At 62.3% G+C, this 25158-nt stretch carries 28 protein-coding genes and 1 tRNA gene; 8 read left to right on the forward strand and 21 right to left on the reverse strand.

Going from position 1 to position 25158, the window contains the following annotated elements; all coding sequences use genetic code 11:
- Nucleotides 1–36 precede the first annotated feature (36 nt).
- The 5 genes from cysS to AC6I97_RS20025 form a co-directional block, all read right to left on the reverse strand.
- Complete coding sequence (gene cysS / locus AC6I97_RS20005) at nt 37–1506, reverse strand: cysteine--tRNA ligase (protein WP_497946340.1); 1470 nt, start codon at nt 1504–1506, stop codon at nt 37–39.
- A gap of 35 nt (nt 1507–1541) precedes the next feature.
- Nucleotides 1542–1898, reverse strand: a complete 357-nt coding sequence (locus AC6I97_RS20010) for a hypothetical protein (RefSeq protein WP_497946342.1) — start codon at nt 1896–1898, stop codon at nt 1542–1544.
- Nucleotides 1891–2454, reverse strand: a complete 564-nt coding sequence (ispF, locus tag AC6I97_RS20015; RefSeq protein ID WP_497946345.1) for a 2-C-methyl-D-erythritol 2,4-cyclodiphosphate synthase — start codon at nt 2452–2454, stop codon at nt 1891–1893. The genes AC6I97_RS20010 and ispF overlap by 8 nt, the downstream gene beginning before the upstream one ends.
- On the reverse strand, nt 2454–3236 hold the full coding sequence (gene ispD, locus AC6I97_RS20020) for a 2-C-methyl-D-erythritol 4-phosphate cytidylyltransferase (RefSeq protein ID WP_224094475.1): 783 nt from the start codon (nt 3234–3236) through the stop codon (nt 2454–2456). The genes ispF and ispD overlap by 1 nt, the downstream gene beginning before the upstream one ends.
- Before the next feature lie 112 nt (nt 3237–3348).
- Nucleotides 3349–3831: a CarD family transcriptional regulator gene (locus AC6I97_RS20025; RefSeq protein WP_011690592.1), complete on the reverse strand. Its 483-nt coding sequence runs from the start codon at nt 3829–3831 to the stop codon at nt 3349–3351.
- A gap of 293 nt (nt 3832–4124) precedes the next feature.
- On the opposite strand from AC6I97_RS20025, the gene AC6I97_RS20030 reads away from it, so the two are divergent.
- Entirely contained in the window at nt 4125–4676 is a 552-nt protein-coding gene (locus AC6I97_RS20030) for a hypothetical protein (protein ID WP_224095159.1), read from the forward strand.
- Between the two features lie 102 nt (nt 4677–4778).
- Here the strand turns inward: AC6I97_RS20030 and AC6I97_RS20035 are convergent, their stop codons facing one another.
- Entirely contained in the window at nt 4779–5459 is a 681-nt protein-coding gene (locus AC6I97_RS20035) for a winged helix-turn-helix domain-containing protein (RefSeq protein ID WP_159704610.1), read from the reverse strand.
- Between the two features lie 95 nt (nt 5460–5554).
- Entirely contained in the window at nt 5555–6793 is a 1239-nt protein-coding gene (locus tag AC6I97_RS20040; protein WP_497947226.1) for a sensor histidine kinase, read from the reverse strand.
- Nucleotides 6794–6992: 199 nt separating this feature from the next.
- On the opposite strand from AC6I97_RS20040, the gene phoU reads away from it, so the two are divergent.
- Nucleotides 6993–7646, forward strand: a complete 654-nt coding sequence (gene phoU, locus AC6I97_RS20045; RefSeq protein WP_224094474.1) for a phosphate signaling complex protein PhoU — start codon at nt 6993–6995, stop codon at nt 7644–7646.
- A 162-nt stretch (nt 7647–7808) separates the two neighbouring features.
- On the opposite strand, the gene AC6I97_RS20050 is transcribed toward phoU, so the two are convergent.
- Nucleotides 7809–8555 (reverse strand): phosphoglyceromutase, encoded by a 747-nt coding sequence (locus AC6I97_RS20050; RefSeq protein ID WP_224094473.1) that lies wholly within the window; start codon nt 8553–8555, stop codon nt 7809–7811.
- 131 nt (nt 8556–8686) lie between these two features.
- Between AC6I97_RS20050 and AC6I97_RS20055 the strand changes: the two genes are divergently transcribed.
- Nucleotides 8687–9508 (forward strand): class I SAM-dependent methyltransferase, encoded by an 822-nt coding sequence (locus AC6I97_RS20055; RefSeq protein ID WP_497946353.1) that lies wholly within the window; start codon nt 8687–8689, stop codon nt 9506–9508.
- A 6-nt stretch (nt 9509–9514) separates the two neighbouring features.
- Here the strand turns inward: AC6I97_RS20055 and AC6I97_RS20060 are convergent, their stop codons facing one another.
- Nucleotides 9515–9856, reverse strand: a complete 342-nt coding sequence (locus AC6I97_RS20060) for a DUF2516 family protein (protein WP_216921243.1) — start codon at nt 9854–9856, stop codon at nt 9515–9517.
- A 10-nt stretch (nt 9857–9866) separates the two neighbouring features.
- Entirely contained in the window at nt 9867–11051 is a 1185-nt protein-coding gene (locus tag AC6I97_RS20065) for a trans-sulfuration enzyme family protein (protein ID WP_497946359.1), read from the reverse strand.
- 74 nt (nt 11052–11125) lie between these two features.
- Here AC6I97_RS20065 and tmk point away from each other — a divergent pair, with 74 nt between their 5' ends.
- Genes tmk through AC6I97_RS20080 form a run of 3 tightly spaced genes read left to right on the forward strand, consistent with a single transcriptional unit; the run spans nt 11126 to nt 14567 of the window.
- Nucleotides 11126–11800: a dTMP kinase gene (gene tmk, locus AC6I97_RS20070; protein ID WP_224094469.1), complete on the forward strand. Its 675-nt coding sequence runs from the start codon at nt 11126–11128 to the stop codon at nt 11798–11800.
- On the forward strand, nt 11797–12948 hold the full coding sequence (locus tag AC6I97_RS20075) for a DNA polymerase III subunit delta' (RefSeq protein ID WP_497946362.1): 1152 nt from the start codon (nt 11797–11799) through the stop codon (nt 12946–12948). The genes tmk and AC6I97_RS20075 overlap by 4 nt, the downstream gene beginning before the upstream one ends.
- Nucleotides 12949–12956: 8 nt before the next feature.
- Nucleotides 12957–14567: an alpha/beta hydrolase gene (locus AC6I97_RS20080; protein WP_497946366.1), complete on the forward strand. Its 1611-nt coding sequence runs from the start codon at nt 12957–12959 to the stop codon at nt 14565–14567.
- A gap of 20 nt (nt 14568–14587) precedes the next feature.
- On the opposite strand, the gene AC6I97_RS20085 is transcribed toward AC6I97_RS20080, so the two are convergent.
- The gene (locus AC6I97_RS20085; RefSeq protein ID WP_497946369.1) at nt 14588–15319 is read right to left on the reverse strand and encodes an HAD family hydrolase; all 732 of its coding nucleotides are present in this window, start codon (nt 15317–15319) and stop codon (nt 14588–14590) included.
- 217 nt (nt 15320–15536) lie between these two features.
- Between AC6I97_RS20085 and AC6I97_RS20090 the strand changes: the two genes are divergently transcribed.
- Nucleotides 15537–15609 (forward strand) — tRNA-Thr (locus AC6I97_RS20090).
- A gap of 231 nt (nt 15610–15840) precedes the next feature.
- Here AC6I97_RS20090 and AC6I97_RS20095 read toward each other — a convergent pair.
- From AC6I97_RS20095 to AC6I97_RS20105, 3 genes are read right to left on the reverse strand one after another with little or no spacing between them, the layout of a single operon-like run.
- Nucleotides 15841–17247, reverse strand: a complete 1407-nt coding sequence (locus AC6I97_RS20095; RefSeq protein WP_497946372.1) for an amidase — start codon at nt 17245–17247, stop codon at nt 15841–15843.
- Nucleotides 17244–17459, reverse strand: a complete 216-nt coding sequence (locus tag AC6I97_RS20100; protein ID WP_497946376.1) for a hypothetical protein — start codon at nt 17457–17459, stop codon at nt 17244–17246. The genes AC6I97_RS20095 and AC6I97_RS20100 overlap by 4 nt, the downstream gene beginning before the upstream one ends.
- Nucleotides 17456–18829, reverse strand: coding sequence for an amidohydrolase family protein (locus tag AC6I97_RS20105; RefSeq protein ID WP_497946379.1), 1374 nt, complete (start codon nt 18827–18829; stop codon nt 17456–17458). Before AC6I97_RS20105 ends, AC6I97_RS20100 begins: the two co-directional genes overlap by 4 nt.
- A 92-nt stretch (nt 18830–18921) precedes the next feature.
- On the opposite strand from AC6I97_RS20105, the gene AC6I97_RS20110 reads away from it, so the two are divergent.
- Nucleotides 18922–19833 (forward strand): polysaccharide deacetylase family protein, encoded by a 912-nt coding sequence (locus tag AC6I97_RS20110; protein ID WP_497946382.1) that lies wholly within the window; start codon nt 18922–18924, stop codon nt 19831–19833.
- A 95-nt stretch (nt 19834–19928) separates the two neighbouring features.
- Here AC6I97_RS20110 and AC6I97_RS20115 read toward each other — a convergent pair whose 3' ends face one another.
- From AC6I97_RS20115 to AC6I97_RS20145, 7 genes are all read right to left on the reverse strand, one after another.
- The gene (locus AC6I97_RS20115; RefSeq protein ID WP_309931020.1) at nt 19929–20648 is read right to left on the reverse strand and encodes a maleate cis-trans isomerase family protein; all 720 of its coding nucleotides are present in this window, start codon (nt 20646–20648) and stop codon (nt 19929–19931) included.
- A gap of 2 nt (nt 20649–20650) precedes the next feature.
- Entirely contained in the window at nt 20651–21268 is a 618-nt protein-coding gene (locus tag AC6I97_RS20120; RefSeq protein WP_224094454.1) for a cupin domain-containing protein, read from the reverse strand.
- A 113-nt stretch (nt 21269–21381) separates the two neighbouring features.
- Complete coding sequence (locus AC6I97_RS20125; protein ID WP_309931018.1) at nt 21382–22104, reverse strand: aldolase/citrate lyase family protein; 723 nt, start codon at nt 22102–22104, stop codon at nt 21382–21384.
- 61 nt (nt 22105–22165) lie between these two features.
- Nucleotides 22166–22591: a cupin domain-containing protein gene (locus tag AC6I97_RS20130; RefSeq protein WP_224167457.1), complete on the reverse strand. Its 426-nt coding sequence runs from the start codon at nt 22589–22591 to the stop codon at nt 22166–22168.
- Complete coding sequence (locus AC6I97_RS20135; RefSeq protein WP_497946386.1) at nt 22591–23523, reverse strand: polysaccharide deacetylase family protein; 933 nt, start codon at nt 23521–23523, stop codon at nt 22591–22593. Before AC6I97_RS20135 ends, AC6I97_RS20130 begins: the two co-directional genes overlap by 1 nt.
- Nucleotides 23524–23561: 38 nt before the next feature.
- The gene (locus AC6I97_RS20140; protein WP_497946388.1) at nt 23562–24386 is read right to left on the reverse strand and encodes an MBL fold metallo-hydrolase; all 825 of its coding nucleotides are present in this window, start codon (nt 24384–24386) and stop codon (nt 23562–23564) included.
- Entirely contained in the window at nt 24383–25156 is a 774-nt protein-coding gene (locus AC6I97_RS20145; RefSeq protein ID WP_497946391.1) for an MBL fold metallo-hydrolase, read from the reverse strand. Before AC6I97_RS20145 ends, AC6I97_RS20140 begins: the two co-directional genes overlap by 4 nt.
- Nucleotides 25157–25158 lie beyond the last annotated feature (2 nt).

The following is a 25158-nucleotide window of genomic DNA, read 5'->3' on the forward strand; positions in this document are numbered from 1 at the left end:
ACTGACCCAATGCAATTCGGCGGTGGCGGCGGTTTGTCAGTCGCGTTTCAGGCTCCAGGTAGCGCCTTCCGCACCATCTTCGACGACGACTCCGGCGGCCGCGAGGGTGTCGCGGATGGCGTCGGACGCGGCCCAGTCCTTGTTGGCCCTGGCTGCGGCGCGGGCCTCAAGCTGCGCTTCCACCAAAATTTCCAGTGCCGCGTGTTCGCGGCTCTGCACGGCCTCCGGCCGTTTCACGGCGTCCAGGCCAAGGACATTTGTCATGGCGTGGACGCTGGAGAGAGCGTCTTTTATGGCGCCCAGGTCCCCCGCAGCCAAGGCTGTGTTGCCGGCCCGAACGGTCTCGTGCAGGACACCGAGCGCCTGCGGGACGTTGAGGTCATCATCCATGGCCGCGATGAAGGCGGCCGGCATCGCGGCCTGCGCATCCTCGGCGTAGCTCTTCGGCTCACTGAGTTGCTGCCCCACCTTCGCGGCGGCTTTGGCGATGAAGCCATCAATGCGTTCGACGGCGGCCGCTGCTTCCTGCAGCGATGTGGGCCGATAGTCCAGTACGGATCGGTAGTGGGCCTGGCCAAGGTAGTACCGGACCACGCGGGGCGAGGCCAGGTCAAGCATCTCGGCAGGACTTACCGTATTGCCGATGGACTTGGACATCTTTTCGCCCTCGTAGGTGACCATGCCGTTGTGCATCCAGAAATTGGCGAATTCATCGCCTGCGGCCTGGGACTGGGCCATCTCGTTTTCGTGGTGCGGGAATCGGAGGTCCAATCCCCCACCATGGATGTCGAAGCGCGTGCCCAGGTATTTGGTGACCATGGCGGAGCATTCGAGGTGCCACCCTGGACGTCCGGCTCCCCAGGGGGACTCCCATTTGGCAGTGACGGGTTCGCCGTCTTTGTAACCCTTCCACAGCGCGAAGTCGCGCGGATCCCTCTTGCCGCGCGGGTCGGCGTCGGGGGCGCCTTGCATGTCATCAATGTTCTGCCGCGTCAGGGAGCCGTATTTGCTCCAGGAGCGCACGTCGAAGTACACGTCTCCGGAGTCGTCCAGGGCGGGGTAGGCATGGCCGCGGTCGATCAGCCGCTGGATCAGCGCATGCATTTCCGGGATGTGCCCGGTGGCTCGTGGCTCGTACGTCGGGCGCTGGACGCCGAGGGATTCGTAGGCGTTCTCGAATTCCTGCTCGTAGCGGTAAGCCAGAGCCCACCACTCCTCGTCCTTCCGCGCAGTCGGCTCGGCGGCCCAGTCGGGACCGAAGGATTGCTCGGACTTGGCCAGGATTTTGTCGTCGATGTCCGTGACGTTGCGCACTACCGTGACGCGGAGCCCACGGAATTCAAGCCAGCGCGTCAGTTGGTCAAACGCGATTGCGGACCTGACGTGCCCTACGTGTGGCATCCCCTGAACGGTAGCCCCGCAGTAGTACACGCTGGCCTTGCCATCTTCGAGGGGAACGAAGTCGCGGACTTCGGCGGAGGCGGTGTCATAGAAGCGCAGGGTCACCGCTCCAGATTAGCCGATGACGCGCCATGACTTGCCTACTTGCAGTACTCGCCGATTTTGTTGAAGTGCACGGTCAGCTGCTGTTGCTGTTCCTGCGTTGCCGCCCCGAGCGACGACGCCGCGGCTTTGTCCATGATGGCGGCCATCTCCTTGATGGGATCGCCAATTTCCGGAGCCAGCTTGTCTGCGATCTCGTGATAATGGGCAGCGATCTGCTTGGACTGCTGCTGTCGGTTGCCATCGGGCTTGAAGGTGTCGTTGTTGAGGAACTCGCAACTGGCCTTCACATCCATCTTCTGTGTCCCTGCACAGCCCCCGAGCAGGAGCGCAGAAGTCACGGCCGCGGACAACAGCACGGCGTAACGCACGACGCCGGAACGCACCTTAAGCATTCAGCCCACCTTCAGTGGAACCCGGCTGGATTGCTCCGTTGACGGGGTAAACGAGGGCGGTGGCAACCGCAGAAATTCCCTCGCCGCGGCCAGTAAATCCCAAGCCATCGCTGGTGGTGGCTGTGACGCTGACGGGCGCGTTTGCAGCTTCGCTCAGGACCTTTTGGGATTCTTCCCGGCGGGGGCCGAACTTGGGGCGGTTGGCTACGAACTGCACGGCGACATTGCCGATCTCGAAACCTGCGGCCCTGACTATCCGTGCAGCCTCACCGAGCAGCTTGACCCCGGAGGCGCCGGCGAACTCGGGCCGGTCCGTTCCGAAGTGGGTGCCGAGGTCACCTATTCCACAGGCGGAAAACAGGGCGTCGGCAGCCGCGTGGGCGACGCAATCGCCGTCGGAATGTCCGGAGAGCCCCTGCTCGCCTTCCCAAAAGAGGCCACCCAACCAGAGCGGCTGGGGATCGTCCTGCGGCGCGAATGCGTGCACGTCGACGCCGATTCCGGTTCGGGGAAGTACCACGGTGCCGGCAAGGCCCGCAGCTTGCTGGCCGGCCATCAGCCTTCCACCCAGCGCATTCCAAGGGGACCCTCGAGGAGGCCCTCGGCAATGATGAGATCCAGGGGCGTGGTGATCTTCAGCGACTGGCTGGCCCCGCGGACGGCGTGGACCGGAACGCCCAGAAGCTCAACAAGCATGGCGTCATCTGTGACTGCGGCGGCCTGTTTGTCATCGAAGAGCCCGGCGGCGTCGTGCGCGCGGCGCAACGTAGCGAGGTCGAAACCCTGGGGCGTCTGCACTGCCCTGAGCTGTTCACGGGGCGCTGTTCCAGTGACAACTTCCGGAGCAATGGAGGAGTCCGGGCCGTTGGTCTCAGCGACGGTCTTGATGGTGTCCACCACAGGCATGGCTGGAATGACGGCCTTGGCGCCAGAGGCCAAAGCATCGGCCACGCGCTGGAATACGCGCTCGGGGGTCAATGCGCGGGCTGCGTCATGGACCAGGACGGCTTCTGTCCCCTCTTCCAAAGCAGCCAAAGCGGCGCGGACGGAATCGGCACGGGTGGAGCCGCCGTCGACAACTGTCACCTCAGGGCCACCGTCTACCAGCTCAACCGTGAACGCGGCGATCAGTTGCCGGAGTTCCGCATCCCCCTTGGGCACCGCGACGCAGATCTGGCGTGCGACGTCGGCAGCGACGACGCCACGAAGGGCGTGCATCAGGATGGTTTCGCCGCCCAGCGGAACTTTGGCTTTGGGCATGCCGTAGCCGAGGCGCTCGCCCGAGCCGGCAGCCACCACGATTACCGCCGTAACAGCGCGCTTGGAAGGAATACTCATGCGCCCAAGGTTACTGGGAAAATACTTGAAGATACTTGATCATCAAGTAGCTCTCGGTACTTTGTGGCAAAAAGAAACCCGGCGGCGCTTGCGCACCACCGGGCATCAATTCTTAGGAAGCCAAGACTTCGTCGAGAACGCTTGCTGCCTTCTCTTCGTCTGTCTTCTCAGCCAGGGCCAGTTCTGAAATCAGAATCTGCCGCGCCTTGGCCAGCATGCGCTTCTCACCTGCGGAAAGGCCGCGATCGTGATCACGACGCCAAAGATCGCGAACGACCTCCGCCACCTTGATGACATCGCCCGAAGCAAGCTTCTCCAGGTTTGCCTTGTAACGACGTGACCAGTTGGTAGGCTCTTCAGTGAACTCGGCGCGGAGAACGTCAAATACGTGCTCCAAGCCTTCTTTGCCCACTACGTCCCGGACCCCAACAAGGTCAACGTTCTCTGCTGGAACTTCAATGGTCAGATCACCCTGAGCCACCTTGAGCTTGAGATACATCTTCTCTTCGCCCTTGATGGTGCGCATCTTGATTTCCTCAATTTTTGCTGCACCGTGGTGAGGGTAAACTACTGTCTCGCCGACCTCAAAAACCATGTGGACTTTCCCCTTTCCCGCAGACTAGTCTATCACGATTAAGGCATACGACTGGCACCCGACGGGCTGTCCAGCCGCGCCAATAAAGGGAAATAGGCCCCAAACGGGCTCGCGATACCCCTTGACGCGAGCCCGGAAAGATGCTTCACGGAAGCAAGGAGCGCGTCGGATCTTCCCGGTCGCGTTCGCCACAATGCCTTCTCGAATCCTTATTTCGGCCGCTTTGCCGATAGGCTATGGCTGAAAAGTGTTCCAATGACTCTTGAGGAGTAGGTGTCGTGCGCATTACTGCGATGAACCCTGTCCAGCGCGGCAAGCTGGCAATTGCGGCGGCTGCAATCGGCGTCGGTCTTCTGTCCGTAACCGGCTGTGGCTTCGTCAACGCCCAGCAGACTTCCCACCAGTACTCAGCATCGGACGGGGTCAAAGCAGATCTCGGCCAGCTTGAGCTGCGCAACATGCTGATCGTCGCTTCAGGCGAGAACCAGCCGGGCCGCGTAATCGGCGCCGTGTTCAACAAGTCCAGCTCGGATGCCACCCTGACCATCAGTGGTGCCAATGGCGCCCAGACGGAAATCCCGGTCAAGGCCAACTCGGAGACGTACCTGAACGACGAAGCCGACGCCGCGGTCCTTAGCACCGCAGGCACCAGGCCCGGCGGACTGAGCCCGGTAACCATTCGCAGCGGGTCGGACTCCGCAACGATCAACGTTCCCGTGGTTGACGGCACGCTGCCGGAGTACAAGGAGTACCTGCCCTCCTCCAGTGCCTCGGCAACTCCGTCTTCCACTTCCACGGCAACGCCGACGCCGACGCACACCGAATCTGCAGCTGCCGGCCACTAGCAGGCCGCGCGCTGCAAGCAAAGACAATAAAGGAAGGGTTCCGCTGCGGCGGAACCCTTCCTTTGTCGTTGTCTGCTGGCCGACGGTCAGCTGCTTGAAGCTTTACGGCTCGAACTTGTAGCCCAGTCCACGCACCGTCACCAAGTACCTTGGAGCGGACGGATCAGGCTCAATCTTGCTACGCAGTCGCTTTACGTGAACATCAAGCGTCTTGGTATCACCCACGTAATCTGAACCCCACACGCGGTCAATGAGCTGGCCCCGGGTGAGCACACGTCCGGAATTGCGCAGCAGCATTTCTAGGAGTTCAAATTCCTTCAACGGCAGTGACACCTGCTCGCCGTTGACGCTCACCACGTGGCGTTCGATATCCATCCGGACGGGCCCGGCCTGCACGGTGGAGGTGATCAGCTCTTCAGGCTCACCCTGCCTGCGGAGCACTGCGCGCACGCGCGCCACGAGTTCGCGGGAGGAGTATGGCTTGGTGACGTAATCGTCCGCACCCAACTCCAAGCCCACAACTTTGTCGATCTCCGAGTCCTTGGCGGTCAACATGATGACCGGCACACTGGAACGTTGGCGCAGTTGACGGCACACTTCCGTCCCCGGTGTTCCGGGCAGTTGGAGATCCAGCAGGACGAGGTCGGCACCGTTCCGGTCGAATTCCACCAAGGCGTCGGTGCCGTTGTCCACTACCTCGACGTCGAAACCCTCTTTGCCCAAAAGGTAGGACAGGGGGTCGCTGAAGGACTCTTCGTCCTCCACTATCAAAATCCTGCTCAAGCGCTGGCTCCTTGCTCTTGGGCGCCGCTGGCGCCCCCTTGTTGATTAGCGTGACGGGTCGATTCGCGTGATGCGGTTAATTCGCATGGTGCGGGTTAATTCGCGTGATGCGGTTGCTGAGTCGTGTGGTGGGGTGCGACGGCGGCACCCGCCGCCGGAAGTTCAGGAGACGGAGCCGCGGTGGCAGCGGACGCCGGGAGGCCGGCGTCGTCGTTCTGGCCTTCCATCTCGGGCAACCGGATGGTGAACGTTGAACCTTGACCAGGCTGGGACCACACTGTGACTTCGCCACCATGGTTGGACACAACGTGCTTGACGATGCTGAGGCCCAGGCCGGTGCCACCGGTATGCCGGGAGCGGGCAGCGTCCACCCGGTAGAAGCGTTCGAAGACCCGTTCCTGGTCCTCGGGGGTCAAGCCCTCGCCCTGGTCCGTGACTGAAATAGCAACGACGCCCTCCCGCGTCCGGACTCCGACGCCTACGCGGGTGTTCTCCGGCGAGTAGCGGATGGCGTTGTCGATCAGGTTGCGCAGGGCGGTGACCAGCAGGTCCCTGTCACCGAACACCAGGGAGTCTGAATGGCCACCTACAACAATCTGGATGTTCTTACTCTCGGCCGGGAGCTGCGAGCGGTCCACTGCCTCGGTAATCACAGTGTTGATGTCCACCGTGTGGCCTTGCTGGGCAACATTTGCGCCCTGGAGCCGGGAAAGCTCAATGATGTCCTGGACCAGCGCCGCGAGGCGTCCGGATTCCTTATGCATGCGTTTGGCGAAGCGGCGCACGGCTTCTTCGTCGTCAGGCGAGGCTTCCAATGCCTCGGCCAGGAGCGAAATAGCGCCCACCGGCGTCTTGAGTTCGTGGGAAACGTTGGCCACGAAGTCGTTGCGGATCTCCTCGGTGCGGGTGATCTCGGTTCGGTCGTCGGCGAGCAGCAGGATGTACTCCCACCCGAGCATGGCTGCCCGCACCTGGACCACGATGGTGCCCTTGCCGAGGGGCCCCCGGGGAAGTTCGTATTGTTGCTCCAGAATCACGCCGTCGCGGCGGACCTTTGCGGTCATGTCCAGGAGCTGCTTATGAACCACCGTGTGGCCGCGAACCAGGCCGTAAGCGTACGCTGCCGGACTCGCGCGGACCACGCCATCGATCGCATCGACCACCACAAACGCGCGCCCGACGACGGCAAGCACTTCCGCTGCACCTTCCGGAAGCAGGGGTTCGGTAACATCGAGGTCCACGATCCTGCGTTGCCGCTCGCTGATCCTGAAAGCGAGCATGCCAAAGACGCCCAGCGACAGGCCAACCAGGCCTGCAACGACACCTATAAGCAACGGATCCACATGTCCAGCTTATGCTCTGGAATCACGCCAAAGTGTTGATCCGGTGCCAAACGGGGGCGGTTCAACTAACGTTCATCTAAAGGTGCGCAACCGTTCACTGGCTCCTGACACAGTTAGTGGTTGGACTGCCAATGGTTTTTGAAATCCGTACCCCACCATGGGACAGGATTTCCAAGGAAAGGACGCCTTAGTGCGCAAGGTTTTTCAGGAGGAGCTCACCCAGGTCGGTGACGACCTCGTCGAGATTTCCAAACTGGTTCACGAAGCAATCACGAAGGCCACCACGGCCTTCGAAGGCGCCGACGTCGATCTTGCCCAGGACGTCATCGCGGCAGACGCGCGCATCGACTTCCTGCAGAACAGCCTCGACGAACGTGCCATCGACATCCTCGCCCTGCAAGGTCCCGTCGCCAGCGACCTGCGCATGATTGTTGGTTCGCTCCGTATGAGTGCGTCGCTGGAGCGCATGGGCGACCTCGCCCGCCACGTGGCGCAACTCGCCCGCCTGCGCTACCCCTCTACCGTCATCCCGACGTCTCTGACCCAGACCTTCAAGGCGATGGCCCAGCACGACATCGACATCACGGCCAAGGTCACCGAACTCCTCGAGACCCGCAACCTTGAGGTGGCCCGTGACATCCTCAAGATCAACATTGCCGTGGACGACCTCCACCTGAGCGTCTTCAAGGCGATTGCTTCCCCTGGTTGGAACGAAACTGCTTCCACGACGGTGGATGTGGCCCTGGCCAGCCGCTACTTCGAGCGCTTCGCGGACCACGGCGTTTCCGTTGCCCGCAAGGTTACGTACCTCGTCACGGGCGAATGGCAGCCTGAGGGCTTCTAAGCCCGTCCCTGCATAAACAGCGACTCCCTGCATAACAGCAACGGCGGCCGGTCACCTGGGGTGACCGGCCGCCGTCGTTAACAAACTACGTAGCTGGGGCCGCGGGCAGGCTGCGTCCAAGGGAGGAACGACCGGGCAGCCGCCGCGGCAGTAGCGTAGAGCCTACTTCTTACCCTGGTTCGCTACAGCCAGGATCGCATCTGCTGCCGCCTCGGGGTCCAGGTACGTGCCACCCGGGTTGATGGGCTGGAAGTCCTCGTCCAGTTCATAGACCAGCGGGATGCCCGTGGGAATGTTCAGTCCTGCGATGGCCTCATCGCTGATGCCGTCCAGGTGCTTGACCAGCGCGCGCAGGGAGTTGCCGTGCGCGGTAACCAGTACGGTCTTACCGGCCTTGAGGTCTTCCTTGATGTCCGATTCCCAGTACGGGAGGAGGCGGACCAGGACGTCCTTGAGGCATTCGGTCCGCGGGAGGGCGTCACCGAGGTCCTTGTAGCGGACGTCGTGTGCCTGCGAGAATTCGCTGTCGTCCGACAGGGGCGGCGGCGGGGTGTCGTAGCTGCGGCGCCATTCCATGAACTGCTCTTCGCCGAACTCGGCGAGGGTCTGGGCCTTGTCCTTGCCCTGCAGCGCGCCGTAGTGGCGCTCGTTGAGGCGCCAATCGCGCTTGACCGGGATCCAGCCGCGGTCGGCCTTGTCCAGGGCAATGTTGGCGGTGTTGATGGCCCGCTTCAAGAGCGAGGTGTACAGGATGTCCGGGAGGATATCGTTCTCAACCAGGAGTTCCCCACCGCGCACTGCTTCGGCGCGGCCTTGGTCGTTCAGGTCTACGTCCACCCAACCGGTGAACAGGTTCTTGGCGTTCCAGTCGCTGTGGCCGTGGCGCAGCAGAATCAGCTTGTAAGTCATGGTTTTCATCCTAGCCGAGGGGTCCTGTGCCTTGCCGGGCGTTACGTTTCTCAACGCGGGGTCATTTACGGCCCATAAAGCCGCTCCGCATGGGCCGTAAGTGACCCCGCGTTGCAGGATAAAGTGGGTTCGTGGTGCAAAAAGCGGAACGGGTCAGTACTTCCCGAAGTCGAAGTGGGAAGCCTGTTGGCAACGTCACCCGCGGCACCACCAATCCGAACCGTATGCGCCGCTTGGATCGGTGGCTCGCCGGTCCGCAGGCGTGGCGGCTCCGCGCCGCCGTCGACCCCTTGGTTGTGGACCTGGGCTATGGCGCCTCGCCGGCCACCGCCGTCGAACTGTTTGAACGGCTGCAGGCTGTCCGTTCGGATGTTCGCGTCTGCGGGATCGAAATTGAGCCTGAGCGGGTGCGGACTGCGAAGGCGCTGGAACGCCCCGGGCTCAGCTTCCACGTGGGTGGTTTCGAAGTGCCGGTTCCCGGCGACCCCATACTTGTGCGGGCCTTCAATGTGCTCCGTCAGTATGAGGAGGCGGACGTGGCCGGGATATGGAGGATGGTCCAGTCCCGTCTGGCTCCGGGCGGCCTGTTCATCGATGGCACCTGCGACGAGATCGGCCGGTGTGTCACGTGGGTGGCCTTGGACCGTGACCGCCCCTTGAGCCTTGGTTTCTCGGTGCGGTTCGGCAGTTTTGAGCTGCCGTCGGAAATGGCCGAGCGGCTGCCTAAAGCCCTTATTCACCGGAACGTGCCGGGCGAACCCATCCATACGTTCCTGCGGGCCATGGACAAGGCATGGCTGGAGGTCGCGCCACTGGCATCGTTCGGCAACCGGCAGCGCTGGACGGGAATGTGCCGCTTACTACGCGACGCCGGGTGGCCGCTTCAGGATGGCCCGTCGCGGTGGCGTCTGGGTGAAGTTACGGTGGCGTGGGACGCGGTTGCGCCGAAGTAGCGTTGTTTACCAGGGTCCGTAGGGACCGACGTTGCGGTTGCCGCCGCTGCCTGCTTCGCGGACTGCTGGACGGACGTCAGCAAGGTAGACGCAGGATGCGGTTACTGCGGCAATGCCGAACAGGCCGAGACCGCTTCCACCGCTCAAGAGGGTCAACGCGCCGATGGCAAAAGCAACGCCGGTGAGGGCCAACCAGAACGTCTTGGTGCGCTTGGAGGCGGCCACGAAGAGCGTCGGCCGGTGGCGCAAACAATCCACAAACGCCCACAGCTCAAGGACAACGGCCACCAAGCCAAGGATGAAGTAGACCGCGTTGGTGACAATCGCGATCAAGAATTTTCCGTCCACGCCCCTTAGCCTAACTGTCCAGCGACTTCAGTGCTTGCTCGAGGTCGGACCAGAGGTCTTCCACGTTCTCGATTCCCACGCTTAAACGGACCAGGTTCTCGGGGACACTGACCGGCTCAGCCGTGTGCCGGCGTCGACGTTCGATCAGCGACTCAACCCCGCCCAAAGATGTCGCCGGGAGCCAGAGCTGGAGCGCGCGGACCAGTTCGTCGGCAGCGTCAGCGCCGCTGCGGGACTCGTCACCGGCGATCTGGATGCACAGGATGGAACCGAAACCCTTCATCTGGTCCTTGGCACGCTCATGCCCCGGATCGGTGGGGAGGCCCGGATAACGGATGGACTCCACCCTCGGATGGGTGCTGAGGCGCTCGGCGAGCACGGCCGCGGAGGCCTGCGAACGCTCGATCCGCAGCGCGAGGGTGCGCAGTCCGCGCAGCGCCAGCCACGCTTCGAACGGTCCGGCGATGCCGCCGTGGATGATGCGGTGGTGCAGGAGCGTGGCCCGCAGTTCCGGGTTGGAGGTCACCAAGGCGCCCAGGACGATGTCGGAATGGCCGGCCAGGTATTTGGTCACCGAGTGAAGCACGACGTCGGAGCCCAGGCTCAGCGGCTGCTGCACCAAGGGCGTGGAGAAAGTGTTGTCCGTGACCACGATCGCGCCCACAGCGTGGGCGGCGTCGGTGAGCGCCCGGACGTCGGCAATGCCAAGCATGGGGTTGGTGGGGCTTTCCAGCCAGAGCAGGTCCGCGGCTTTGCCCTCTTCCGGGCTGATCAACGCCTTCACGGCGTCCGTGTCCGCAATGTCCACGAGACGGAGCTCCAGGAAGCCCTTCTCCGCGAGTTCAGTCGCCATCACCAAGGAACCTGAGTAGCTGTGCGATGGCATGACTACAACTCCATCGGCTGGTACCAAGGAGAGAGCCGAGCTGACTGCAGCGAGCCCGGATGCGTAGAGCAAGCCGGGCAGCTTTGCGCCTTCCAGCTTGCCCAGGGCGTCCTCGAACGGGTCCCAGGTGGGGTTGGCGTAGCGGCCATAGCCGCGATCGCCGTCGCCAAGAGAACCGGTTCCAAAGTATGTGGAGGACAGGACGATGGGCGGATTCACCGGTTCATCGTGTTTGCGCTCGGGGCGGCCCGCAGCCACCACAACGGTTTCCGGGGACAAATCGGCTGCGCGCTGATCGGAAAGGCTCATGGTTTCAGGGTAGTCGTGGGCGAGCCTGTGGATGAAAGCCGTTACGGTTTGCCCCTGATCGGTAGGCTAGACAGGTGAGTATTCAGAGCCCCGGCCTTTTTATTGCTTTCGAGGGCGGAGATGGAGCGGGCAAGTCCACCCAGGCTGCCCGGCTCTGCGATGCCCTCGAATCGCGGGGCCTGTCCGTGGTGCGCACGCGCGAACCCGGCGGCACGCCCATCGGAGAAAAGCTGCGCTCCCTTGTGCTGGACCATGGCCACGGCACCATCGATGCCCGCACAGAGGCCCTGATGTTCGCGGCGGCCCGGGCAGCGCACGCCAGCCAGGTGATCCGTCCGGCGCTTGCAGCCGGTCGTGTGGTCATCACGGACCGCTACATTGACTCGTCCGTTGCCTATCAAGGTGTTGGCCGCGGGCTCGGGGCAGAGGGTGTTTTGTCCCTCAACGAATGGGCCACGGAAGGCCTGCATCCGGACCTGACTGTACTGCTCGACGTCGAGCCCTCCGACGGCCGCGAACGCCGCACCGCCGGTGCGGCTGCTGAGGACCGTTTGGAATCGGAGCCTGACGCGTTCCATTCCACCATCCGCCACGCCTTCCTTGATCTCGCCGCTGCTGCTCCCTCGGATTATCTGGTGTTACCTGCCAAATCAGACATTTCGACGCTGGCCGCGCAGATCCTCGAACGGGTGGAATCCTTGCTGGCTGAGCGCGGGCTGGGCGAGCGTGTTTCCGGGAACCACCTGTGAGCGTTTGGGACGACCTCCAAGGCCAGGCGCCGGTCGTTGCCCAGCTCAAGCAGGCAGCGCAGGGCGAAACCGGCCTCACCCATGCCTGGCTGTTCACGGGCCCTCCGGGATCGGGCCGTTCCAATGCTGCCAAGGCCTTCGCTGCCGCGCTGAACTGCGAGCAGGACGACGTCACTTTGCGTGGCTGCGGCGAGTGCGCCGCGTGCCACACGATCCTGGGCGAGACCCATTCGGATGTCACGTTCGTGCGAACCGAAAAAGTCACCATCACCATTGACGAAGCCCGCGAACTTGTCTCAAAGGCCGGTGACCGGCCCGCCACGGGCCGATGGCGGATCATCATCGTTGAGGACGCGGACCGTATGGCGGAACGAACCACCAACGTTCTGTTGAAGGCCATCGAGGAACCAACTCCGCGTACCATCTGGATGCTGTGCGCCCCATCGCCGGCAGACGTACTGGTTACGATCCGTTCGCGGTGCCGTCCCGTCAGCCTGCGACTTCCGCCAGCGTCCGACGTCGCGGCATTGCTGGTAAGGCGCGACGGCATAGATCCTGAACTCGCGGACCGGGCTGCCCGTGCCGCGCAAAGCCACATCGGGATTGCCCGCCGCCTCGCCCGGGACTCGGACGCCCGCGAACGCCGTCTCGAAACGGTTCGCATCCCCCTGGGGCTCCGTGGGGTTACGGCAGCGGTGATGATGGCGGAGAAACTCGTCAAGATCGCCACCGATGAAGCCAACAGCTCCAATGATGAACGCGACGCGGCCGAGAAAATTGCGCTCCTGGCAAGCCTCGGCGCACCAGAGTCGGGCACGCTGCCACCCTCAATGCGGAGTCAGGTGAGGCAGCTTGAGGACGACCAAAAACGCCGTGCCAAGCGCTCTATCACGGACTCCCTGGACCGCACGCTGACCGATCTGTTGTCCTTCTACCGGGACGTCCTGATCATCCAATTGGGGAACGCAGTGGAGCTGGTCAACGTTGAGCTCAAGAGCGATCTTGAAGAATACGCCGCCCGCTCAACCCCGGAAGCCACCCTCGCCCGGATGGACGCGATCAACAAGGCCCGTGTCCGCATTACCACCACCAATGTTGCGCCGCTGTTGGCGGTCGAGTCCATGGCGACGAGCCTCATCCAGCAATAGGAGAATGCATGAAGTCCGCACTTCGCCGGCCCGCCGGTGCCCGTTCAAGGGACCGGTCTGTCCAGCCTGCTGCGGGCGGGGGCGCCAGGCTGCGGGGTTTCGCGGCCCTCTGCTTGGCCCTTGCCTCTTTGCTGGTGCTCAGTGCCTGCTCGTTGCCTTTCCTGCCAACACCTACTGCGAAGCCGAGCACCAGCACTGTTGACCCGTCCATTGCGGCCTCGGCGCCTAAGGGACTCGAAAAGTATTATTCGCAGTCCGTGAAATGGAGCTCATGTGAGGATGGGTTCCAGTGCGCTGAAGTGAAGGTTCCCTTGGACTACGGCAATCCGGACTCCGCCGAAATCACGCTGTCCGCCATCAAATTGCCCAGCACGGGCACCAAGAAGGGTTCCATCCTGGTCAATCCGGGAGGTCCGGGCGGCTCCGGTGTCGACTTCGTCAAGGATGCGGGAAACACGCACTTCACCGAGAAGCTCCGGGCCAACTTCGACGTGGTGGGCTTCGACCCCCGGGGCGTCAAGCGGTCCGCTCCCGTCACCTGCATGTCGGATGCCGAACGGGACGCCGCGCGCGAGAAAGTATTCAGGAAGGAAACGGACCAGGGCCTGGCGGCGGCACTGGCCTTCAACAAGTCCTTGGCTGAGAAGTGCGTCGAGAAGACCGGCCCAGTGCTGGAACACATTGATACCGTCAGTGCTGCCAAGGACCTGGACGTCCTGCGCGCCGTCGTCAACGATGCCAAGCTCAATTACCTGGGCTATTCCTACGGTACTTTCCTGGGTTCCACCTACGCCTCGCTGTTCCCGGAGAACGTCGGGCACCTCGTCCTTGACGGTGCCGTGGACCCGTCCATCAGCAACGAGGAACTGACTGCGGGGCAGGCAAGAGCCTTTGAAAAGGCCCTCCGCACCTACGTGGACGACTGCCTTCGTCAAAAGGAATGCCCCCTCAGCGGCTCCGTTGATAATGGAATCCAGGAAATCAGGGATCTCATCAACGCAGTGGACCAGAACCCGCAAACAGCCAAGGACGGAAGGCTGGTGACTGGGACCGAGTTTGTCAACGGGCTCTTCCTCCCGCTCTATGACAACCAAAGCTGGCCGGCATTGACCCAGGCCCTGGACAGCGCGTTCTCCGGCGACGTATCCCAGATGATGCGCATCGCCGATCTCGGGGCCGACCGCGAAGCCAATGGTACGTACAGTTCAAACTCGGCATTCGCGTTCCAGGCCATCAACTGCCTCGACTACCCAATGGTCACTGATACCGCTGGCATGAGGGCGGAGGAAACCCGCCTCAAGCAGGAATCTCCGACCTTCGGCGCATTCTTTGCCTACGGCGGGGTCACCTGCAAGGACTGGCCCTACAAGAACACCCGCACGCCTGCTCCCGTGGACTACACCGGCTCCGCCCCCATCGTCGTTATCGGCACCACGGGAGACCCGGCCACCCCCCTGGAGTGGGCGCAGTCGCTACGTAAACAGCTTGAAAATGCATCTCTGGTCACGTGGGAAGGCGAAGGGCACACAGCCTACGGTCGCTCGAACTCATGCGTCAGCACCGCCGTCGACGATTACTTCGTTGACGGAAAGCTGCCGCGGGACGGGCTCCAGTGCTAGGCCTACCGTGACCTAAGGGGCTAGACGCGCCTGGCCTCCCGCTTCTCCAGCAGGAGCGGGAGCTGCTTGATGGAGTCCACGACGACGGTGGCGCCCGCTGCGCGCAGCGTCGCCTCAGAGTGGAAGCCTGTGAGGACTCCGGCAATCAGCGAAGCACCTGAGCGAACGCCCGAGAGCATGTCTGAGCTGGTGTCTCCGATGACGGCCACCTCACGAACATCGTCCAGGTCCAAAGCCAGCAACGCCGTCAGGATCATGTCAGGGAAGGGGCGGCCCCGTCCGGCATCTGCCGGACACAAACTGAGGTCCGCCAAACCCATCCAGCCCAGTGATTCCAGGACCATGTTCTGCGTGTGACGGCCAAAGCCTGTGGCAAGGCACACCTGCATGCCGGACTCCCGCATCCAGACAATGGCATCCTCCGCACCGGGAATAGCGCGGATTCCACCGTCCTCAATCAACTCGTCATAAGCCCTCTCGAAGGCCTTGTTCGCGCTCTCTGCTACACCAGGGTCACCAAAAAGGTCCCCAAAGACGGCCATTTTCGAGAAGCCCATGGTGTCACGTGCGTAACCGAGCATGCTCTCGAAGCGGGTGCTGCCTGGTTCTACGCCATGCTCCGCCAACGCCCGGGACAACGCCCGCTCCGTGCGCCCATTGTCGGTAATGGTGGTTCCCACCATGTCCACCACAGCCAGCCGCAGCCGCGTGTGGGTGTGGCTGGTATCCCTGGTCATTGCGTCCCCGGTCATTGCGCGGCTCCTTCGGCTGGTTTTGCGTGGCTGGATATAACCGCCACCGTTGATTTCCCAGCCTCCGGTGGCCGGGAAAAGGCCGCCTGAACCCGGCCCGACGTGCAAGTGAACATCCCCGCAACGGCCTCCACCGCCCTCGTTTTGACCCGGGCGCGGTGCCTCTATTACAGTTATGTCTTGCGTGATCGCCCGGGAAACCGGTGATGGACGCGGTGCTTCCTTAGCTCAGTCGGTAGAGCGTTTCACTCGTAATGAAAAGGTCATCAGTTCGATTCTGATAGGAAGCTCGGTAGAGAACCCCTGGAAATCAAAGGATTTCCAGGGGTTCTCGTGTTTTTGCCGTTATACGCCAGTGTGGTTCGCCATTTCGAGGGTTAGCGTTTTCGCTGGCGACACCCATATTCGTGCGCGCCACTCCCATGGGCTGACGTCCCGGGAATCCAGGCGTCCTCAGCCCGTTTCAGGGTCCGTGGGGAATTTGGGTGTCATCGGCCAAGCACTCCCTGACGCGCAGATGCCTACCCAACAGTTTGTGGCAGCATATGGACCGGCACGAACCCCTTCCATTGCGTGGCGCGCTCATAGGCTTGGGCGATCGCGAGGACCCTGGCATCGGCGTGTTCCGGTCCCATGATGTGCAGACCAACGGGCTGCCCGTTTGAGAAGCCACAGGGAATACTCACCCCAGGCATGCCGGTCAGATTCGCAGCTGAGAGCATGCGAAGGGCAGCCGAAAGGGAGTCCTCTCCGGGGGAACCAGTCAGTTCAGAGGACATCGTCTTAGCCAAGGGGGCGATCGTCGGCAGCGTAGGTGACACGAGTCCATGCACTCCAGCCTGTGCCATGGCGCGCGGCAACAACCAGCGGAGGTGCTCCCTTACCTGCCACGCCAGGTGAAGATCCTCATCGGAAGCCAGCGCACCTGTTTCGATCATGATGCGGGTGGCGGGCACGTATCGTTCCGCCGCGCTGCCCAGCCGGACGCGATGATGCTGGGCAGCTTCGGAAAGGGAGATTGCGACGCTGGCATGCAGGGCAAGGTCAAGCTCGGGAATCGGAAGTTCCACGACATCGAATCCAAGGTCCCTGAATACACGCAGCGCTCCTTCCACAGCCTCCGTGACTTCCGCGGTAACTCCCCATTCCGACCACATTCTGCGATCGACCCCAAGCCTGACCTGAACAAGGGGGTCACGGATTTGGGCTGAGACTGGCCCGCCAAGCAGCGCCATGCCCTGTGGCTCCACCATGCCGTCCAGAAGTGCCGCGCAGTCTTCGACGCTCCGGGCAATAGGTCCCACGTGATCCATGGTGTGGCTTATGTGAAGGACGCCAGTGGAAGAAGCGACGCCGTAGCTTGGCTTGAGCCCCACCAGCCCGTTGATGGCGGCCGGGTTCCGGACGGAGCCACCGGTATCAGTGCCCAGCGCCCCGGGAATTGAGCCCACAGCAACGGCAACGCCCGATCCAACGGATGAGCCTCCTGCGTACCGGTCAGGGCCCCAAGGGTTTCGCGACGGTGGAGTTCCTTGTCCGAAGGCGAACTCGTGTGTTTGAAGCTTCCCGAGGATCACGGCACCGCTTTCACGGAGCCGGCGTACCACTCCGGCGTCGTCCGGCGCGATATTCCCACGGAGGCTTTCGGAGCCGGCCTCCGTCGGCATCCCCTGGACGTCGATGACGTCCTTCATTCCGATGGGGATCCCGTGAAGGCTGCCTGCGAATTGGCCCCCGATGGCCAGGTCATCGGCGATGCGGGCCGCTTCACGTGCGCCGCGTTCGTCGATATGCGCCCAGGCCTGGGCATACTCCTCTGTGGCCCGGGCACGATCCAGAACAGCGTCGAGCAGTTCAACAGCGGACAAGTGGCGACGCCGGATGAGTACAGCTGCTTCCGCGATGCCCAGTTCCCACGCTTCCGTCAAGGATTCACCTCCCGTTTTGCGTCGGTCTCCTTTTCCAAAAGGATTTGCTGTTCAAAGGCAGCCTTCAGGGAATCCATCCCAGTCCGGAAGTCGCGGTAGGCACTCTCCAGCGCGGGAAGGTCCTGCTGGGCAATCGAAGCTCCAACCAGCTCACGGACGATTGCCAGTTGGTGACTGCTCAACGGCAGCGCCTTGTTGGATGCTTGACTCATCGGTGCGCCTCCGGGGTGAGCCGTCCATCGCGAACCACGCAGACGCCGTCTGCCAGAACAAAACGTACATCCCTGAAATCCTCGGCGTTGGCGACCACTACATCCCCGACTCGCCCAGCCTCGAGCCGCCCGCTTCCGGGTGCGATGCCCGGGACCAGATCAGCCACGGCAGAGGTTGCCATGGCGACGGCACCCGCCAGGGATCGGTGTCCGTGCGCCGCAATATCCTGGACGGCAGAGATTAGCTCGTCATGGTCCCCGTCGTGTCCATAGTCGGTCCCGATGACTGAGATCAGGCCGGTTTCCTGAAGCAGCAAGTCCCAGTGCTCGCGCGTAGTCACCGTTCGCCGGCGGTGCAGGAGATCAAACACTGAAGCCTCAGCCGGCCAACCCATTTTTCTGCCCAGGACAGCCAGTTCGTAGGCCTCGGCTGGCGTGTGGGACGGGTGGTTGGCGTGCGCGGCAATGACCGTGGCTCCCGTTCCAGCAAGCTCGGGCATCAGTTCCCTTAAGACGCTGGAGGTCGCGGATGCGCTGTGCACGATGGCTGGCACGCCAAACTTCGACGCTGCACGGACGCCCTCCCTGATTCCTTCAATGGCCGGGACAAATGACGGCATCACGGTGTCCCTGACGAGCTTCGCCAGCTGGGTAGCTGTGAAGGCGTCCGCCAGGCCTGCGTCCTGCGCCGCCGCAGCAAGGGCTGCCGGATCAAATGCGCGGGTATCGATAAACCTGCCCAGGACTGCTTCCTTGATGCGGCGGGCTTGATCAATGGTGACTCGAATGCCGGAGGATTTTTGGATAGCCGCGGGGATATAAACAAGGTCCTGCCCTCCCCCGCCCAACGTTTGACCGCCGCCCAACTCACCGATGGCGACAGCGCCGTCGTCGAGCATCCGCTCAATGGTGAGTTCGCCCGCTTCGGTTGTGAGACCCTGGCCATCCGCCAAAGCTGCGGCCCGCAAGCAATGCGGTAAATGCGTCGTTGCACCACGGACGTGTACGGCGTGCCTTTTGTCTGCTTCGCGGACATCGTCCATGGATGCGAAACCACAGAGGCTGAGCACTGTGGTGGTTCCCGCCAGAAGGTGCCTGTCCAGATTCGCCATCCATCGCTCGGCAGGCAGCGCCGGTGCCGCACTCGGGAACAGCGGGCCCGGGGTCACTCCGTGGGTGTGGATATTAATCAGGCCTGGCATGACCACGCACCCGGATGCCTCGATGACTTCGCCGTTAAACGGCTGATCTGCATCCCATCGGTGGAGCACATCCGCGATGCGGCCATCGCGGATGACTACCGCGCCGCCGTCGATGACTGTGTCGCCGGACGCCGTAATAACGGTGCCTCCACGGATGAGCGTAGACATTCAGGCCCCTCTCGGCTAGTTTCATCATATCGAAGTTTGCTTCACTATAGCCGTAACGCTGCGGCGCAGGAACCCCCGAGATGGAGAAGCCAATGGCACAGCCACCCAAGCAGCGGGATTTCGTCGGATATGGCGAAACGCCGCCAGAGTTCCGCTGGCCGGGCAATGCCAGGGTGGCAGTTTCCCTCGTGATCAATGTGGAAGAGGGCGCTGAGCGCAGCATCGCCCGCGGCGACAAGGCGGACGACCTGGCGGCACACTGGATTCCCGCCCAGCCAGCAGCAGTGCGCAACATCGACCTGGAATCGGCCTTCGAATACGGCTCCAGGGCCGGCATCTGGCGCTTGCTGAGGATCCTGCGGAAACACGGAGTCCAAGCGACCGCCTTCTGCTGTGCCGCAGCGTTGCAGCTCAACCCTCCAATTGCTGCAGCGTTGGTTCGCGACGGTCATGAGATCGCAGATCACGGGTACCAGTGGGACACGCACACAGACCTCGACGACGACGTGGAGCAGCGCCTGATTGTCGCGTCCAGGGACGCGATTATGGAGAGTACAGGCCACGTCCCCACGAGTTGGTACTCGCGGGATGGACTCAAACCGGGGACCCGACAGGCTCTCGCTACCAACGGGTTCGCGTACGAATCGAACAGTTTCAATGACGACCTGCCGCATTGGGGCAGTGGCCAAGGAAATCCGCGCCTTCCAGTCCTGCCGTACGCGGGTGATACCAACGATTCCGGGCTGTTCAAGCAATTCCCCACCGCGACAGCGTTCGGCAACCACCTCACCGCCGCATTGGACATGCTGCTCGAAGATCCCCGCGGCGGCCCCTCCGTGATGAGCGTCGGACTACACCCCCGGCTCATTGGACGGCCGGCGTACGCAGTGGCGCTCGAGCGATTCATCTCCCACGCACGCCAGAAGGATGCCTGGTTCGCGACACGCATGGACATCGTCAATGCCTGGCTGGACGTTACGGCGGGCGGAGCAGACGACCGCTGAACACACGACGGCGGCGGGTCACCGGCGTTGCAGGGCACGTCATAGGGCCTCCGGGAAGCTGCCCTCGGGCCACTTCCATTCAGGGCCAGCCGCTTCTACTCCAAAGCCAGGAGCGCTCCCCATCCCGGGATCGGCCGGGCCACCCCGGCAATGCGGAGCAGGTGCCAAAGAGTCGCGATGGCACTGTCGACTACGGGAATGCCGAACTCCTGCTCAAGGCCGGCGACGAAGTATCCCGAGCGAAGGTTGGTTCCGATGCACACCACGGCATCCATGTCCGCAGTGAAGGCCGGCCTCATCAGGCCCACGACTCCGGACTTGTCCAGTCGGGCTATTTCCGGGTTGGTCATCACCACCTCCGGAACCGAAATACCCGTGACGTCAATGCCGTGGGCCGCGTACTCCTCCTGAATCAGGGCTGCAATAGAGTCGGGCCCTGGAAAAACGAGGCCGACGCGCGTCGCCTTCAAGACTGCAAGGGCCTCGACGACGGCCACGGATGCGGTGGTTGCGGGCGCGCCGCACACGGACTCAAGTCCGGCACAAAGTCCCTGATCGCCTGCGATGCCCGTCCAGGAACCGGATGTACCGTGGAAGGCGATGGCTTGCAGCTCGGCGTCATTCAACAGGGAAGGAGCCTCTCCGAGGACTCCCAGGTCAACTGGATCATCAAGCCGGGGAGGCAGACGGAAGCGGCTGTAGTGCACTCCAAGATCGGGCTGTTCCGCAAGGATCGATGCTGTGAGGGTTTCCGCATTCGAATTGCTCGACGGCACCAGGATGCCAAGCCTGGTCTTCGGGCCGGGAGTGCCCACGTTTAGTGCGCTTTGCCGAGAGAGGGCGGCGTCGAGATCGCGAGCATGACTGCGGCCGAATTCGTTTGGTTGCTCCACCAATGTGGCAAGGAAGCGTCGTACGTCAGGCTGTCGCCGGCTTCCAGCACGAAATCCTGGCCACCGATGGTCGCCACCAGAGTGCCGGCCTGCAGGATGACACATTCCTCGCCCTCGTGGGAGTGCGGAACGTGTGCGCCCTCGAAGTTGGCTGGAATGGTCATGCTGATGACGCCGAGCTTGCGCTCCGAATCCGGAACGATCAGCTCCATGATGATGCCCTGGGAAGGAATTTCGATGCGTCGCCGATCGGCCCGGCGTACCAGCATGTGGTCCTGGCCCTCATTCGGGTCCATGAACATGCTTGCCAACGGAAGGTCCAGCGAGTTTGCCAAACGAAGCAGCGTCGCAAAGGAAGGATTACCGATTCCGCGCTCGATCTGGCTAATGAGTCCCGCGCTGACGCCTGCGCGTTCAGCAAGCTCCTCCACCGTGAAACGGCCGAGGCGCTGCTGTTTGATCATGGCCCCGAGATGGGCAATCCAGAAGTCGCGTTCCAGGGACTCGGTTACTTCGCCTTGTGCTGTGTCTGTACCGTCCACGACGACTCCTTCATTAGTCCTCGGTTTTGCGTCAGTATATCGAAGATGATTTCGCTTGGATGCCTTTTTGAAGGCAACGGTTTCGACGGCGGATGCGTCCTTGGCAAGGTTGCTCACGCCGCCCGCAACCCGGCGTAACCGGTAAGCATGGAAGCAACCTCTTTCTCCCAATAGACGGCACAACGGTCAGCGCCACGGCTGAAAACAGTCGCCGCTGCGGCCATTGCGGGCGCAGGAACTCCAATGCTGTAGCCAGCCCCTGCAACAATGTCGACCACATGCTGGATGGCTTCCTGCAAGGCTTCGGGGCGCTCTTCCCCATGTCGACGCAGATCCGTGCCCAGGTCAGTCGGGCCCACCCACCCTCCGGCAAAAGCGTCACTGTCAACGAACTCCTTGACCCGTTCCACAGCTTCTGCCGTCTCGAACAACACGGTCAACAAGGGAGAGAAGGAATAGTCCAACCCAAAGGACGAAGCGGGCGTGACTTGGTGGGGACGTGAACCCACGGGGGCGTACCTCGTAGCCTCGTAAGCCCGTTCGAGTTGGTCCACCGTGCGCAGCTGCGGAAGGACTATCTCGTCTACCCCGGTGTTCGCGAAGGCCACCAGTGTGTTCGGTTCCAAGTCCGGTACCCGCACTGCCACGTGCACCCCGGAGCCAGCCAGCCGTTGCACTGCATCACGGCATTGCCGGACGGAAATCCCCGTCTGTTCAGCGTCCAGGACAAGGAAGTCCACCCCGGCGTGCGCGAGGAGTGCCAGCAAAGTAGGGGTGGGGTCGGCGGTGATGATGCCAACGCTGCGTTTCAGGACCGGAGGCTGTTCCTGGTTCACGTGTGGTCCTCCTGAAAGTGATGATGACGAATGGATCTGGCCTTGCCGTCCGCTGGAGACTTCACTCATCCGGGACGAATTGCCAGTCAGCAGGCTTGCTCACACCAACTACGAGATCCACATTTTCCGAACCGTCGTTGGTGAGTCCGTGGGTAGTCCCGCGGGGGATGTAGATGCCATCGCCCGGTTTTGCCCGGTAGGTGAGGTCGCCAAGATGGACAATCGGGGTCCCGCTGACGACAACATAGAACTCTGATGCGTCCGGGTGATGGTGGCACAGGTGGTGCTGGCCGGGAAGGATCCGGCCCCAGCTGACGCACAAATCATCTGAACCGCTGAGGTCCCGGGAGATGAGTGTGCTGACCAGGCCTTGGTCGCGCTGACCGTTGAGTCCTACCTTGTCCAAGGCAGTAAAGCCTTGCTCATGGACGTTGTGCACCAGCCGATCGATGTTGACTGTGGCTGTTTGCCCGTCACCCGTTCCCATCACGCCGCCCCCTCGAAAGCAGCCTCGGCCGGTCTGGCGTTTACCTCCACGGGCGGGTGCTCCATCCACCACCGCGCAATCTCCTCACGGGTGGCGAACCAGACTCCCTCTTTGGCAAAGGCGTACTCAAGAAAACGGCGCACTCCGTGGGCAACGCTGGGCCGCCCGCCAATCCTCAAATGCAGCCCGACTGACATCATCTTGGGCACGGTTTCGCCTTCAATCAGCAGGCAGTCCAGAGAGTCCCTCAACACGTTGAAGAAATCCTCCGCGGTGCCCAGGCTCCCGTTGCCCCAGAAGCGGGCATCGTTCGTGTCACCCGAGTATGGCACCACCAAGTGATTGTGCGTGCCGGCCTTCACATAGTAGGGAAGATCGTCTGCGTAGGAATTGGAATCGTAAAGAACGCCTTCCTCGGCCAGGATGGTCCGGGTGTTCTCGGTGATGCCCTCACGGACATACCAACCCACCGGCCGCACTCCGGACACGGCCTCGACGGCGGCCAAGGACTTCCGGATTTCCTGCCGTTCTTCATCCGGCTCCATTCCCACCGTTCCGCGCCACTTGTAGCCGTGGGCGCAGATCTCATGACCATCCCGGACAATAGCAACGGCCGCGTCCGGATTCCGTTCAAGGGCAGCTCCACAGGCCATAACGGTTGCTGGAACGTTGTACTCCCTGAACATGCCCAGGTATCGCCAAATGCCGACGCGGCTGCCGTATTCGAAGAAGGACTCCTTCATAAGGCTGCGCCGCGAGGGGTCAGAGGACCATCCGCCAAAGATGGAAACGTCCTCGTCCCGCTCATCTCCTGCTTCGATGGAACTTTCAGCGCCTTCCTCGTAGTTCAGCACCAAGGAGACGGCAACCTTGGCACCGTGAGGCCAAGTGACAATCGGGGGATTCTCCCCATATCCAATCAGGTCCCGCATTGACTCTCTCCTTGCTGTTCATGGTGACGGGAGTTCATTTAGAGCCGCCGTCCTTCGTAAACCTTGCGGTGGGCCGCCAGCGATGTCTTGAGCATGCCCTGAACGTCATCAATGACGTTTCCGTGGGCGGGCCCTATCAAGGTGGCTGGGTAGTTTTCCAAGGATTCCTCGATGCTTCGGAACGCTCTGCCGACATCAACGAATTTGGTCCAGTACAGCGCACGGCCCGTGCCATACGCCGCCTGCTCCACGGACGGCGGTTCCGGCATCTCAGATGAGAGCAAGCGGCACTGCCCTGGCAGATGCACGGGTTCGTCGTCCTCATCCGGTCCCGGTATGTCGTGGATATAGGAAAAGCCATCGGAAACAAACATGATCCCCGCACCGGAGTCGTAGCCCCAGAGAGTGTTCTCCAGGTCGCGGATGTAAGCCGGAAGGAAATGGAACTCCCTGTCCCCCAGATCAATCGACTCCCCAGCACGCCTGGCCGTCAGACGGTCTGCATACTCGGGGAAATGGAGTGCATAATCACGAACGTCCCCAACTACGACAGCCGAGGGATAACGCTCCAACAGAACGGGAAGATTACCAGCATGCGGGATTTCCGGATGCGTCGGGAAGACGTAGTCCAGCGATCTGCTTCCAAGGGCATTCTCCAGTTCGGCCAGGACCGTATCCCTGTGCGCGGGATCTCCCGTGTCCACCAGGATGGATGCTTCGGAGCCCATCACCAGATAAGACGAGACGTGGTAGTGGACTTCCTGTCCCTCGGCGCTGGCGGACAGGCAACCGCCCAGCCAATGCACACCCTCTGCGATGACGCGACCCTTGGTGGACTCCCCGCCCGAAACCTCGACACTCACTGGCTACCTACCTTCCTGATCGCCTCGGCCAGGATGGCGGCCTCGGCGGCAGATTCGCTAGCGCCAACGATGGGTTCGCCGTACCCGGGTCCGATCGCCTCAACCTGCCGCCGAAGGATTACTTCTTCAACGTCCCGCCCAATGTCCCTCGTATCCGCCTGGGCAAACCACTGGAACTTATGCAGTCCCGCCGCCGGGGAGCTCCCCACGGAGCTGTCTGGGGAGCGATGCGTGAATGCGTCCGAGGTCAGGAGCACCTTGGAGACTGGATCGAAGATCCAAAGTGTTGGCAGCAGCCGCATCAACGGCGATACGAACTCCAACGTCAGGCCGTCCATAACCTCCACTTCACGGGAGGTTCCAGGATTGACCATGATGCGCTGCGGTGATGCAGCCATCCTCGGCACCGTAATTCCCCCGGTGTACCAGACCGATTCGACATTGAACCGTGCTTCGATGGCCGGAAGGTTCAGGCAACATTCCATTTCCGTTCGTGTCAGCACCACAACCAGTGGTTCCCCTTGTTCCAGGAGAGAGTCCAGCTGCCGGATGATGTCTGCCTCATGAAGCCGGATACCCGTATCCACCAGCACCGAGCCGTTGTCTCCCTTAATGAGGTAGCAATTGACAGCCTGGGTGGTTCGGGTGCCGGGCGGGCACCAGCTGACGTTTTCATCCAGGACGATATTTGCTCCCAAACGATAAATGCGGTCTCCGATGAGGCTGTGGGCGCCGGTGACCGCCGCCCGTTGGGCTGTACGTGGATTCAACG

The organism is Arthrobacter sp. TmtSoilC48, assembly GCF_059739425.1.

Bases quoted from the DNA above. Each gene is read 5' to 3' on its own strand.
- AC6I97_RS20010 (WP_497946342.1), bottom strand. From the start codon at position 1,898: ATGCTTAAGGTGCGTTCCGGCGTCGTGCGTTACGCCGTGCTGTTGTCC.
- ispF (WP_497946345.1), bottom strand. From the start codon at position 2,454: ATGGCCGGCCAGCAAGCTGCGGGCCTTGCCGGCACCGTGGTACTTCCC.
- ispD (WP_224094475.1), bottom strand. From the start codon at position 3,236: ATGAGTATTCCTTCCAAGCGCGCTGTTACGGCGGTAATCGTGGTGGCT.
- AC6I97_RS20025 (WP_011690592.1), bottom strand. From the start codon at position 3,831: ATGGTTTTTGAGGTCGGCGAGACAGTAGTTTACCCTCACCACGGTGCA.
- AC6I97_RS20030 (WP_224095159.1), top strand. From the start codon at position 4,125: ATGAACCCTGTCCAGCGCGGCAAGCTGGCAATTGCGGCGGCTGCAATC.
- AC6I97_RS20050 (WP_224094473.1), bottom strand. From the start codon at position 8,555: ATGACTTACAAGCTGATTCTGCTGCGCCACGGCCACAGCGACTGGAAC.
- AC6I97_RS20065 (WP_497946359.1), bottom strand. From the start codon at position 11,051: ATGAGCCTTTCCGATCAGCGCGCAGCCGATTTGTCCCCGGAAACCGTT.
- AC6I97_RS20080 (WP_497946366.1), top strand. From the start codon at position 12,957: ATGAAGTCCGCACTTCGCCGGCCCGCCGGTGCCCGTTCAAGGGACCGG.
- AC6I97_RS20085 (WP_497946369.1), bottom strand. From the start codon at position 15,319: ATGACCGGGGACGCAATGACCAGGGATACCAGCCACACCCACACGCGG.
- AC6I97_RS20100 (WP_497946376.1), bottom strand. From the start codon at position 17,459: ATGAGTCAAGCATCCAACAAGGCGCTGCCGTTGAGCAGTCACCAACTG.
- AC6I97_RS20105 (WP_497946379.1), bottom strand. From the start codon at position 18,829: ATGTCTACGCTCATCCGTGGAGGCACCGTTATTACGGCGTCCGGCGAC.
- AC6I97_RS20110 (WP_497946382.1), top strand. From the start codon at position 18,922: ATGGCACAGCCACCCAAGCAGCGGGATTTCGTCGGATATGGCGAAACG.
- AC6I97_RS20130 (WP_224167457.1), bottom strand. From the start codon at position 22,591: ATGGGAACGGGTGACGGGCAAACAGCCACAGTCAACATCGATCGGCTG.
- AC6I97_RS20135 (WP_497946386.1), bottom strand. From the start codon at position 23,523: ATGCGGGACCTGATTGGATATGGGGAGAATCCCCCGATTGTCACTTGG.